Genomic DNA, 11,842 nt, shown 5'->3' on the forward strand with positions numbered 1-11,842 from the left:
AGCCACTAGAGGTTCAAGAGGTTTATTCAAAAACTTTTGGCCGATCTCGGTGCGGTTGCGACCCAGCTCAGTTGAGGGCAGCAACCGCAGCTTTTCGGCTAGCCCGCCAGCGCGCGCTGCAACTCGGCCGGAGGCACTTGCTGCGCATCGCAATAGGCGCTGCGGCGCACTGCCTGCGGGCTGACACCTAACTGTTTGTGAAACCAGCGCGACAGGTTCGACCGGGTGCCAAATCCAGTCGCCGCGACGATCTCATAGACATTCATGCTGGTATGCGTCAGCAGCTGATGGGCTCGTTCGATCCGCAACATGCGATAGGCGGTGTGCGGCCCACCTCCGGTACGGTCACGGAACCGGCGTTGCAGTTTGCGGGTGGATACCCCCTGCTGTCGGGCCAGTTCGCAGATCGAGATCGGCTCTTCGATATGCTGCTGCATCAGGTGCAGGCTTTTCTCGATCAAATTATCACCACCGGCCCGTTGCAAAATATCCAACGTGGCTTTGCTTTGGAACCGCGTGTCGCCCGCATCCAGTCCGACATATTCGCCCAGGGCGTCTGCCATGAACTCACCATGCTCGCGGCCGATGAGATCCAGCAGCAAACGCAGGGTCGCCAGCGGGCTGACTGCGGAATGGACCGGATCGGCAAGGTGGTACTGCGTGCCGACCGCAGCGCTTTGCAGTGCTTCTTCGCTGGCGGCCGCAGCAAAATTTGAATGCACCGCAAGAGCGTGGCCATCGAACATACCCGCCTCGCGCAGAAGAAAGACGGCACCGCCCACCAAAACCGGCTGACGACAGCGGTGCAGCAGTGTTTGCAGAGCTGCGCGGTCGCTGGAGCTGACACGCCAGCGTGCCCGTATATCGCCAAGAAAGATGCACATGCTACGCTGCTGGCGACCATGGCTCAGGTGGTTGAAATCAGACAGACGCAGAATTGACACGGCATAGCGTGCGTCAGGTATGACCTCATTGGCGCTGAGCAAAAGATCCGCCAGAATCTGGCCCGCCCCGGGTGCTGCCCCATCCGGCAGCAGGATCGCCACCTGATTCACGTAAGGGACAGTCGCCCGGGAGACTTGTGTCTCGGCTGCCGCAGGGCAGCTCTTGGTCTCGGTAGTTGGAACTCGGCTTTGGAACGTCATGTCCGCCTCCTCCGATTGCTTGCACGAAATCCCGGTACGGGGTCTCGCAGTTTCAAAGGGGAGTTGGTGCCGCCCCTTTCATTTGCGGGGCGGCACCAGTGAGTATTGCGATCAGCTGTCGCCGTCTTCTTCGTAGTCCGACATCGGCGGGCAGGTGCAGATCAGGTTGCGATCGCCATAGGCGTTATCCACGCGGTTGACCGGCGACCAGTATTTGTCGACACCCAATGAGCCGGGAGGGAAGCAGGCAGCTTCGCGGCTGTAGGGCCGGTCCCAGTCCCCCACCAAGTCACGCACCGTGTGTGGTGCGTTCTTCAGCGGGTTGTTTTCGGGGTCGATCTTTCCGTCGATCACATCCTGTGCTTCACCCCGGATCGACAGCATGGCGTCACAGAAGCGATCCAGCTCGTCTTTGGGCTCTGATTCCGTGGGCTCAACCATCAGCGTGCCAGCCACAGGCCAGGACATGGTTGGCGCATGGAAGCCCGAGTCCACCAGGCGTTTGGCCACGTCATCGACGCTGACGCCGCCTTGGTCGTTCAAAGGACGGGTATCCAGGATGCATTCATGCGCCACACGACCGGTCGCGGAGGTGTAAAGGATGCCATAGGCGTCTTTTAGGCGGGCCGCGATGTAGTTGGCGTTCAGGATCGCAACCTTGGTTGCCTGTGTCAGACCTGCGCCACCCATCAGCAGGATATAGGCCCAGGACACGGGCAAGATCGAAGGAGAGCCAAAGGGCGCCGCCGAAACCGGACCAACAGCAGAGCCATATTCCGGGTGACCCGGCAGGTGTTCTGTCAGGTGCGCCTTGACGCCGATGGGACCCATGCCGGGGCCGCCGCCGCCATGCGGAATGCAGAAGGTCTTATGCAGGTTCAGGTGGCTGACATCGCCGCCAATCTTGCCGGGCTGGGCAAGGCCCACCATGGCGTTCATGTTGGCGCCGTCGATATAGACCTGGCCGCCGTGCTCATGGGTGATGTCACAGACTTCCTGCACGGTTTCTTCAAACACACCGTGGGTCGACGGATAGGTGATCATGCAAGCCGCCAGATTATCCGAGTGCTTTTCAGCCTTGGCACGGAAATCGGCGACATCGATGTTGCCGTTGTCATCTGCTACAACCGGAACCACCTTGTAGCCCACCATCTGCGCCGAGGCGGGGTTGGTGCCATGGGCCGAGGTCGGGATCAGGCAGACATTGCGGTGGGCTTCACCGCGCGCTGCGTGGTAGTTGCGGATGGTCAGCAGGCCGGCATATTCCCCCTGCGCGCCCGAGTTGGGCTGCTGGCTGATCGCATCATAGCCGGTGATCTGGCAGAGCTTTTCGTTCAGATCGTCGATCATCGCGTGATAGCCCATCGCCTGATCTTTGGGGCAGAAGGGGTGCAGGTTGCCGAACTCGGGCCAAGTGACCGGGATCATCTCGACGGTGGCGTTCAGCTTCATGGTGCAGGACCCCAGCGGGATCATCGAACGATCCAGCGCCAGATCGCGATCTGCCAGACGGCGCATGTAGCGGGTGATTTCTGCCTCGGCCCGGTTCTTGTGAAAGATCGGATGGGTCAGGTATTCACTTTCACGCAGTGCATGCTCGGGCAGACGGTAGGCACGGTTGGCCTGGCTGTCGTCCTTTTTCGTGATGCCAAAGGCACCCCAGACGGCCTCGATGGTTTCTGCGCGGGTCTGCTCGTCGAGGCTGATGCCGACCTTGGTTTCACCCACCTTGCGCAGGTTGATGCCACGGGCAACGGCAGCTTCCATGACAGTCTGCTGCAGTGGGCCGACCTCAACCGTGATGGTGTCAAAGAAGACTTCGGGCTCAACGCTGAAGCCGTGCTCTTCGAGACCCGCCGCCAGACGCGAGGTTTTACGGTGGACCGACTGCGCGATCGCCTTGATGCCGTCGGGGCCGTGGTAGACAGCGTACATGGAGGCCATGACAGCCAGCAGCGCCTGTGCAGTGCAGACGTTGGAGTTGGCTTTTTCGCGACGGATGTGCTGCTCGCGGGTTTGCAGCGCCAGACGGTAGGCTTTGTTGCCACGGCTGTCGATGGAGACACCGATGATACGGCCGGGCATGGCGCGCTTCAGCTTATCTGTGGTGGCCATATAGGCCGCGTGTGGGCCACCATAGCCCATGGGAACACCAAAGCGCTGGGTCGAGCCGATGGCAATATCAGCGCCCATTTCACCGGGGCTTTTCAGCAGCGCCAGCGACAGGATGTCAGCGGCCACAACGGCGATGCCTTTGTGGTCATGCAGGGCTTTGATTTCATCGGTGAAATCGCGCACATGCCCATAGGTCCCAGGATACTGGAAGATGGCACCAAAGACGGCACCGGCGTCCAGCTCATCGGGGTCGGCAACCACAACGTCGATGCCCAAAGGCTCAGCCCGGGTCTTGATCACGGCGATGGTCTGTGCGTGGCAATTCTGGTCAACAAAGAAAGCCGCGTTGTTGGCTTTGGAGCGCGAGCCACGATGCGCCATGGCCATGGCTTCGGCGGCGGCGGTAGCCTCGTCCAGAAGCGATGCGTTGGCGATATCCATGCCGGTCAGATCGCTGACCATAGTCTGGAAGTTCAGCAGCGCCTCAAGGCGACCCTGGGAGATCTCGGGCTGATAGGGTGTATAGGCCGTGTACCAAGCCGGGTTTTCCAAAATGTTGCGCAGGATCGGCGCAGGTGTCGAGGTGCCATAATAGCCCTGACCGATCAGCGAGGTCAGTACCTTGTTCTGGCCAGCCACTTCTTTCATGTGGAACAGCGCGTCACGCTCGGTCATCGCCGGGCCCCATTCCAGCGGTTCTTGCTGGCGGATGGCGGCGGGCACGGTGGCGTCGATCAGGTCATCAAGGGTTTTGAAGCCGATCACCTTCAGCATCTCGGCCATTTCAGCCGGCGAAGGGCCGATGTGGCGACGGTTTGCGAAGTCGTAAGCTTCATAATCGGTAAGTTTAAAGGCCATGTTTTTGGTCCTTAAGTCAGGGCTGTGAAAGATCCCGAAAGAGGGTCCCCGCCGACCAGAGTCGGCGGGCAGTGATATTAGCCGATCAGGGCTTTGTAGCCGTCCAGATCCATCAGCTCTTCGAGCTGACCTTTGTCCGCCAGTTTGATCTTGTAGATCCAAGCGTCGCCCTCGGGGCTTTCATTCAGCGCACCGGGGGTGTCGGCCAGCGATTCGTTGGCCTCAACCACTTCGCCATCCAGCGGTGCGTAGATTTCCGATGCCGCCTTGACGGATTCGATCACGCCGATCTCGTCGCCTTTTTCAAAATCGTCGCCAGCTTCTTTTTGCTCAACGAAAACGATCTCACCCAGCTGGTCAGCCGCATGCTGGGTGATGCCTACAGTGGCGATATCACCTTCAACGGTGACCCATTCGTGCTCTTCGGAATAATAGGTGGTCATAGCAGACTCTCCTCGTATCTTATCGTTAGTCTTGTTCTGATTTTCAGCGTTTGTAGTTCTGGGTCACAAAGGGCAGCGCGACGATTTCGGCCGGCTGGGCCTTGCCCCGGATGATCAGATTTACTTTCTCGCCTGGCTCGCCATGCCCTGCAGAGACATAGCCCATGGCAACGGGCCCACCGACAGTTGGACCAAATCCGCCCGAGGTGATGGCACCGATGGTGTTGCCCTCAGAGCATTGCACCTCAACACCCTGACGGGCAGGCGCGCGACCTTCGGGCTTGATGCCGACCAATTTTCGCGCAGCACCTTCAGCCAGTTCCTTCTGGATGCGCGCAGCCCCCGGAAAGCCGCCCTCTTCGCGGCGGCGCTTCTGCATCGCCCAGGTCAGCGAGGCCTCAACAGGCGAGGTGTCGTTATCGATGTCATTGCCATAGAGGCAAAGGCCTGCCTCAAGGCGCAGGCTGTCACGCGCGCCCAGACCTGCAGGCTCGCAGTCTTCATGCGCTAGGAAAGCGCGGGTGATTTCCACGGCCTTGTCTTCTGGGATCGAAATCTCGTATGCCGTCTTCTGCTTGAAAAAAAAACGCGACAGGCGGCATTCAACCCCCATGATCTCGGCCACGATGGTTTCCATGAACTTCATGTCACGGGCAGCGGGGCACAGATCACCAACGACGTTTTCCGCCGATGGACCCTGCACGGCAACCAGAGCGCGGTCAAAGATCTCGGTGACCTCAACGCCCTCAAGGTTTTTCGCCATATGAGGGATGTCCTGATGGCGCATCGAAGCATTGACCACGACAAAGAAGTGATCGCCTGCATTGGAGACGATCAGATCGTCCATGATGCCGCCGTTCTCATTGGTGAAGAACGTGTAGCGGGCCTTGCCCTCTTTCAGCGTGGTGAAAGCGGAAGGTGCGATCTTTTCCAGCTGAGTGGCAACATCACCACCTTTGAGGATCACCTGCCCCATGTGAGAGACATCAAACAGACCGGCCTTTTCGCGGCACTGCTTGTGTTCGCCCATGATACCCATGGGGTATTGAACCGGCATTTCCCAGCCAGCGAAATCAACCATCTTGCCGCCGAGTTCGACGTGCAGATCGTAAAGCGGGGTGCGTTTGGGTGCGTCAGTCATTGTTTGATGCCTTTGTGTTCGAAGATCAGTCGCGGACAACCATAACGGTGCAATGAGCATTACGCACCACACGGGCGAGATTGGGTCCGATCTCGTAGTTCGGGAAATCACCCTTGGCCGAAGCCATGATGATCATGTCAAAACCGTCTTTATGCGCGAGTTTGAGAATACCGCGGTAGGCGCTGCCTTCTTCGATATGCACAGGCACATCGGATGCATTGCCGTTATCCAGGATCGCCTGCACTTTAGCGCGCACATAGTCTTTGGCTCCGGCGCCGTAGTTGGCGGGCAGATTGGGCAATTGGATAATCTCGGGGATAACCTCCACCGCGTGCAGCTCGGCACCGTAGAATTTGGCTTGCTCCAGGGCGAGCGGAAGTGCTTTTTTCCACGACCGGTCATCAGTGTGATCAATCGTCAGCAGGATCTTTGTAGCCATCTGTCGTCTCCTCAAGAGGTTAATTCAAGTTTGGGGAGTGGGGGCTGTACGCGCCAGCCCCCCGGGACTTTTCTATGGTTGCTTACTCAGCAGCCGAGGAACCGCTTCCTTCAGACGCCCCGTTTGATGCGAAGAATTCGCGGGTGAGCTTGAAAACGATCGGGCTCAGCAGGGCCAGCGCGATCAGGTTCGGGATGGCCATCATGGCGTTCAGCGTATCAGCCAGCAGCCAGATAAAGCCGAGATCCGCAGTGGCGCCGAAATAGATCATCACGATCCACAGAACACGGTAAGGCATCAAAGCCCGGGCGCCAAAGAAGAAGCCGACGCATTTTTCACCATAAAAGGACCAGCCGAGGATAGTGGTGAAGGCAAAGATCGACAGGGCAACCGCAATCAACGCACCACCCAAACCAGGCAGAGACTGCTCAAAGGCCAAAGAGGTCAGTGCGGCACCGGATTCGCCAGAGGTCCAAGCACCGGATGCGATGATCGCCAGACCGGTGATCGAGCAGACAATAATGGTGTCGATGAAGGTACCCAGCATGGCGACCAGACCCTGGTTCACAGGGCCAGCGGTCGAGGCCGCAGCATGTGCGATAGGGGCAGACCCCAGGCCCGCCTCATTCGAGAACACACCACGGGCCACACCGAAACGGATCGCCATCCAGACAGCTGCACCCGCAAAGCCACCTTCAGCTGCCGAAGGCGTAAAGGCATGGGTGAAGACCAGGCTCACCGCGTCAGCGATACCACCGATGTTGATCAGCAAAACCAGCAAACCCGCCACGATGTAGCTGACGGCCATGAAAGGCACCAGTTTCCCTGCCACTGCACCAATGCGGGAAATCCCGCCAAGGATAACGGCAGCCGTCAGAACCATCAGGATCACGCCGGTCACCGACGTGTTCACGCCAAAGTTGGATTCCAGCACCGAGGCAACACCATTTGCCTGCACACCGTTGCCGATGCCAAAGGCCGCAATCGCGCCGAACAGAGCAAATGCACCACCAAGCCAGGCCCATTTCGCATCGAGACCGTTTTTGATGTAATACATTGGACCGCCAACATAGTTGCCCAGCTCGTCCTGTTCGCGATATTTAACCGCCAGAACTGCCTCTGCATATTTGGTGGCCATACCGACAAGGGCGGTCATCCACATCCAGAACAAGGCACCCGGCCCGCCCAGAAAGACGGCAGTCGCCACGCCGGCAATGTTGCCGGTGCCGATGGTGGCAGACAGCGATGTCATCAGCGCATTGAAGGGGCTGATCTGACCTTCTCCGCCTGCTTCGCGGCCCTTGAACAGCAGATTAAAGCCAGTGCCCAGTTTCAGGATTGGCATGAATTTCAGGCCAACCTGCAAGAAAAAGCCAACGCCCAGAATGAGAACCAGCATCAGCGGCCCCCAGACGACGCTGTTCACTTCGCCTACAATATTACTCAACGCTTCCATGGTTTCCCTCCCAATGCGTTTCGGTCAAACACTCTCGGCCAATGCCCTGTCCCGGGCCTGTTTGAGAGCGGCAAAATCTTCGTCCGCGTGAAACGAGGAGCGTGTCAGCGCCGTGGCCGACACCCCAAGAAAGCCCTTGTTGCGGGCAATCTGTTCCAGTTGTTCGAATTCTTCCGGCGACCAGAAACGGTCGATCGGGTGATGCTTTGGTGTCGGCTGCAGATATTGGCCGACGGTCAGAAAATCGACATTCGCAGCCCGCAGATCATCCATCACCTGGCGCACGTCGCTCATGCTCTCACCCAGGCCCACCATCAGGCCCGACTTAGTGAACAGAGACGGGTTGGCGCGTTTGGCGTCATCCAGCAGGCGCAATGATGTGTAGTAGCGGGCACCGGGACGGACGGTGGCATAAAGATGCGGCACCGTTTCCAAGTTGTGGTTGAACACATCCGGCGCCGCGTCAAAAACTGCCTCTGCCGCCGCACCCTTGCCGAGAAAATCAGGTGTCAGCACTTCGACGGTTGTTTCGGGGTTCTGGTGGCGTACGGCGCGAATGGTCTGGGCGATGTGGGCGGCGCCGCCGTCCTCTAGGTCATCACGATCCACCGAGGTGATCACCACGTGGCGCAGTCCCAGTTTCTTGACCGCCTGCGCGACGCGACCGGGTTCAAACGCATCCAATGCGTCGGGGCGGCCGGTTGTGACATTGCAGAAAGAACAGCCTCGGGTGCAGATCTCGCCCATGATCATCATGGTCGCGTGACGTTTGGACCAGCATTCGCCGATATTGGGGCAGGATGCCTCTTCACAGACCGTGGCAAGGTTGTTGTCTCGCATCAAGCGGCGGGTCTCGTAGTACTCGGCGCTTTCGATCTTTTTCTTGCGGATCCACTTGGGCTTGCGTGGTATCACGCTATTGGCCTTCTTGGCCTTTTCGGGATGACGCAGACGCGGTGCTTGGATGTTCATTTGGGTTAACCTCCTCAGGCGTGGATCGCGCGTTCCAGTGAATCGAGACAAGCTTCCTTCACCGCTTCCGCCATCGACGGATGCGCGTGACAGGTCGCCGCGACCTCCTGAACCGTGATGCCCTTGGCCATGGCCAGCACCAGCTCCGAGATCAAATCACCGCCATGGGCACCACAGACATGGGCGCCTAGGATCTTGCCTGCGGGATCCGCCAGTACCTTCACCGCGCCATCTGTCTCACCGCTGGAGCGAGCACGGGAATTGGCCATGAAGGCGAATTTTCCGACCTGGTATTCAACGCCATCCTCTTTCAGCGCCTCTTCGGTCAGACCAACCGAGGCCACTTCGGGGTCGGTGTAGACCACGCCGGGAACGGTGTTGTAATCCACATGAGCCTGCTCCCCTGCGAGCATTTCCACACAGGCAACACCGTCTTCCTCGGCCTTATGCGCCAGCATTGGGCCGGGCACGCAGTCGCCAATGGCATAGATGCCAGGCACCGAGGTCTGGAAGGTCTCGTCAACCTCAATAACTCCACGCGCTGTCATTGACACGCCAAGCGCATCCAAGCCCAGGCCGCGGGTGACTGGGCGACGACCGATGGCGATCAACACCTTGTCGGCTTCCAGCTGCTCAATTTTATCTTTGCCAACGCGTTCCAGCGTCAGCGACAGACCTGCATCTGTCTTTTCAATGGACTTCAGTGCCCGCCCCAGCTGGAACTTCATCCCCTTTTTGCTGAGCGCGCGTTGCGCCAGTTTGGCAATCTCGCCGTCGATGCCGGGCAGCACCCGATCCAAATATTCGACAACAGTCACCTTTGCGCCCAGGCGTGACCACACTTGACCAAGTTCAAGCCCGATCACGCCGGCGCCAACCACCACTAGATGCTCTGGCACAGAGGAGAGATCCAGAGCACCGGTGCTGGTCAGCACATCCACCTCATCGATCTCCACTCCAGGGAGGGGCGTGGGTTCGGATCCGGTGGCAATGAGAATGTTTTTTGCTTCGATCGTGGCGTCGCCAACCTGAACCAGTCCTGGCGCGGGGATGCTGGCCCAGCCTTCAATCAGCTCAACTCCGTTCTTCTTGAACAGAAAGGCGATACCTTTAGTCAGATCGCTGACAACCTTGTCCTTGCGCGCCATCATGGCAGGCACATCCAGCTTTGCGCCTTCGACTGATACTCCATGCGCGGCAAGATGAAAGAGTTCGGAAAATTTGCCCGAGGATGTCAGCAGTGCCTTTGACGGGATGCAGCCGACATTTAGACAGGTACCGCCCAATGAGCCGCAGCCTTCAACACAGGCAACTTTCAACCCCAACTGGGCTGCACGAATTGCCGCGACATATCCACCAGGGCCACCGCCAATTACCACCAGATCAAAGCTGCCCATCCGAATTCCCCTCTCAGGCCTTTACGTTCCGAAACATGAATGTATGCGCCAGTATGCGGCTCTTGTGATCGTTTAGGAAACTTTTCCCCTTTAATCAACAAAAGATCTCGTGTGGAAATTTTGACTAGGGAATACATCAAAGCTAAGGTTCAGTCGCAACAGGAGAAATCACCCGAATGGAACCAGTTCAGTCAGAAGAAACAGGGCTCGCACCCGAGTCGATGGAGGCTCCGGACGGGGAAGTCCTAGGCAAAATGATTCGCGATGCGCGCAAGGAAAAAGGCCTGACACTGGAAGAAGCGGCTAAGGCAGCTGCCATTGGACGCTCGACTCTGTCGAAGATCGAAAACAATCAGACCCGTCCCAGTTTCGAGATCATCCGCCGTCTGATGCAGACGCTGGAGCTGGAAACGCCGCAGCTTTTTGTGCAATCGGCCCAAAGCAGCATTTCCGGGCGACGCGACTACACCCTGTCAGGCCGTGGCGAGCACCAGGAAACCAAGACCTATGATCACGAACTGCTGTGCACCGAGCTCACCAGCAAGCGGATGCTGCCATATATCAGCACGATCAAGGCGCGGGACGTTACCGAATATGAAAGCTGGGTCCGCCATCGCGGCGAAGAATTCATGTATGTGATCAGCGGCGATCTGGTACTCTATACGGAACACTATCGCCCGCTAAACATGACGGCCGGTGACTCGGTTTATTACGACAGCGGCATGGGCCACGGCTGTGTTTCCACCAGCGAAGAGGACGCCAAAGTGCTCTGGGTCTCGCTGGAAATCTGACCCGATTTACGAAGATCCGCCAGGTCAGCAACCCTCAACGATGGTGATGCTGGCCTCACAGGCTCCAGCACGCAGCGCCCGGGCCTCTTTGTATTCCGGTGAATTATAACAGGCGCGTGCCTGTTGCAGGCAATCGAATTCGATCACCACATGGCGCTGCCAGCTCGCACCCTCAAAGGTTTCAGCTTCGCCGCCGCGGGCAAGAAAGCGCGCGCCATGGGCCTGAAAGGCTGCAGGGGCGACGGCCTGATAGCCCGCATAGGCTGCGGGGTCAGTCACTGTGACATGGGCGATCCAATAGGCTTTTGCCACCACGCTATTCCTGTTCTTCCGTCGACAGCAGTCGTTCGGCCACCGCCGAGGCATCCGCCAGATGGGTCTCGACAGCCTGCCGCGCCGCAGCTGCGTCGCCAGCAACAATCGCGTCACAAATCGCCTGCATGTGAAACAGCCCCGGCTGTTGCCGCTCGGCCGCCGACAGGGTCATGGCCCGCAACCGGCTGATCCGGCCATTGAGGCGATTGACCACCTCCCAGGCGATGTGATGGCCTGCTGCCTCGAACATCACCTGATAGAACCGGGTCGAAGCCTTGAACAAAGCCCCCGGCACCGCATCCGCCGCGTTTTGCGCAAAAGCCTGCTTCAGCGCCGCAAGTGCGCTCTGCAAATCTCGGTGCAACTGCTTTGACCCTGATTGCGCACAGGCCATGGCCGCTTCGGTTTCCAGCATGCGGCGAATCTCATAGATCTGGCGCGCATCTTCCCAGGAGAGCGGCGCCACGATGGGGCCGCGATTGGGCAGGATTTCTACCAACCCCTCGGCCTCCAGATAACGAATCGTTTCGCGAACGACGGTGCGCGAGACGCCAAGCTGATCGCAAAGCGGGCGCTCGACCAGCCGTTCTCCCGGAGCAAACAACCCCGAAATGATGGCGTCCCGCATCTTCTCCTGCACAATTTCGCGCAGCGTCGCAGGGGGTTGGTCGATTTTCAGCTGAGCAAAAGCAGGGTTTTCCATGCCATCTTCCTAGCAGCGCCTCGGCGGCAAGACAACAGGATCTTGACTAACAAGATTATGGTATACC

General features: G+C 58.6%; 10 protein-coding genes. 1 reads left to right on the forward strand and 9 read right to left on the reverse strand.

From position 1 onward, the window contains the following. Positions 1 to 98: 98 nt before the first annotated feature. The 7 genes from PH5382_RS04835 to lpdA all read right to left on the reverse strand — a co-directional run bounded on the left by PH5382_RS04835 (position 99) and on the right by lpdA (position 9,966). Entirely contained in the window at positions 99 to 1,145 is a 1,047-nt protein-coding gene (locus PH5382_RS04835) for a helix-turn-helix domain-containing protein (protein ID WP_231751794.1), read from the reverse strand. A 111-nt stretch (positions 1,146 to 1,256) separates the two neighbouring features. Continuing rightward, a complete protein-coding gene (gene gcvP / locus PH5382_RS04840) occupies positions 1,257 to 4,118 on the reverse strand; it encodes an aminomethyl-transferring glycine dehydrogenase (protein WP_058333222.1) in 2,862 nt (953 codons plus the stop codon). 77 nt (positions 4,119 to 4,195) lie between these two features. Then, entirely contained in the window at positions 4,196 to 4,561 is a 366-nt protein-coding gene (gcvH, locus tag PH5382_RS04845; protein WP_058333223.1) for a glycine cleavage system protein GcvH, read from the reverse strand. A gap of 1,166 nt (positions 4,562 to 5,727) precedes the next feature. Further along, the gene (locus PH5382_RS04855) at positions 5,728 to 6,141 is read right to left on the reverse strand and encodes a universal stress protein (protein ID WP_058333225.1); all 414 of its coding nucleotides are present in this window, start codon (positions 6,139 to 6,141) and stop codon (positions 5,728 to 5,730) included. Positions 6,142 to 6,223: 82 nt separating this feature from the next. Next, the gene (locus PH5382_RS04860) at positions 6,224 to 7,597 is read right to left on the reverse strand and encodes an alanine/glycine:cation symporter family protein (RefSeq protein WP_058333226.1); all 1,374 of its coding nucleotides are present in this window, start codon (positions 7,595 to 7,597) and stop codon (positions 6,224 to 6,226) included. Between the two features lie 24 nt (positions 7,598 to 7,621). Next, positions 7,622 to 8,569 (reverse strand): lipoyl synthase, encoded by a 948-nt coding sequence (gene lipA / locus PH5382_RS04865; protein ID WP_058333227.1) that lies wholly within the window; start codon positions 8,567 to 8,569, stop codon positions 7,622 to 7,624. A 14-nt stretch (positions 8,570 to 8,583) separates the two neighbouring features. Next, on the reverse strand, positions 8,584 to 9,966 hold the full coding sequence (lpdA, locus tag PH5382_RS04870) for a dihydrolipoyl dehydrogenase (RefSeq protein ID WP_058333228.1): 1,383 nt from the start codon (positions 9,964 to 9,966) through the stop codon (positions 8,584 to 8,586). 176 nt (positions 9,967 to 10,142) lie between these two features. On the opposite strand from lpdA, the gene PH5382_RS04875 reads away from it, so the two are divergent. Next, positions 10,143 to 10,757, forward strand: a complete 615-nt coding sequence (locus tag PH5382_RS04875) for a helix-turn-helix domain-containing protein (protein ID WP_058333229.1) — start codon at positions 10,143 to 10,145, stop codon at positions 10,755 to 10,757. Between the two features lie 24 nt (positions 10,758 to 10,781). On the opposite strand, the gene PH5382_RS04880 is transcribed toward PH5382_RS04875, so the two are convergent. Continuing rightward, positions 10,782 to 11,069 (reverse strand): DUF1330 domain-containing protein, encoded by a 288-nt coding sequence (locus PH5382_RS04880; RefSeq protein ID WP_058333338.1) that lies wholly within the window; start codon positions 11,067 to 11,069, stop codon positions 10,782 to 10,784. Positions 11,070 to 11,073: 4 nt separating this feature from the next. Continuing rightward, complete coding sequence (locus PH5382_RS04885) at positions 11,074 to 11,775, reverse strand: GntR family transcriptional regulator (protein ID WP_058333230.1); 702 nt, start codon at positions 11,773 to 11,775, stop codon at positions 11,074 to 11,076. Between the last annotated feature and the right edge of the window lie 67 nt (positions 11,776 to 11,842).

The sequence above is a fragment of the Phaeobacter sp. CECT 5382 genome (assembly GCF_001457775.1).
GTDB lineage: Bacteria > Pseudomonadota > Alphaproteobacteria > Rhodobacterales > Rhodobacteraceae > Pseudophaeobacter.

What these genes read in the sequence shown, in the direction of transcription:
- PH5382_RS04885 (WP_058333230.1), bottom strand. Translation starts at nt 11,775, where the DNA reads ATGGAAAACCCTGCTTTTGCTCAGCTGAAAATCGACCAACCCCCTGCG.
- PH5382_RS04855 (WP_058333225.1), bottom strand. Translation starts at nt 6,141, where the DNA reads ATGGCTACAAAGATCCTGCTGACGATTGATCACACTGATGACCGGTCG.
- PH5382_RS04860 (WP_058333226.1), bottom strand. Translation starts at nt 7,597, where the DNA reads ATGGAAGCGTTGAGTAATATTGTAGGCGAAGTGAACAGCGTCGTCTGG.
- PH5382_RS04835 (WP_231751794.1), bottom strand. Translation starts at nt 1,145, where the DNA reads ATGACGTTCCAAAGCCGAGTTCCAACTACCGAGACCAAGAGCTGCCCT.
- gcvP (WP_058333222.1), bottom strand. Translation starts at nt 4,118, where the DNA reads ATGGCCTTTAAACTTACCGATTATGAAGCTTACGACTTCGCAAACCGT.
- PH5382_RS04875 (WP_058333229.1), top strand. Translation starts at nt 10,143, where the DNA reads ATGGAACCAGTTCAGTCAGAAGAAACAGGGCTCGCACCCGAGTCGATG.
- lpdA (WP_058333228.1), bottom strand. Translation starts at nt 9,966, where the DNA reads ATGGGCAGCTTTGATCTGGTGGTAATTGGCGGTGGCCCTGGTGGATAT.
- gcvH (WP_058333223.1), bottom strand. Translation starts at nt 4,561, where the DNA reads ATGACCACCTATTATTCCGAAGAGCACGAATGGGTCACCGTTGAAGGT.
- lipA (WP_058333227.1), bottom strand. Translation starts at nt 8,569, where the DNA reads ATGAACATCCAAGCACCGCGTCTGCGTCATCCCGAAAAGGCCAAGAAG.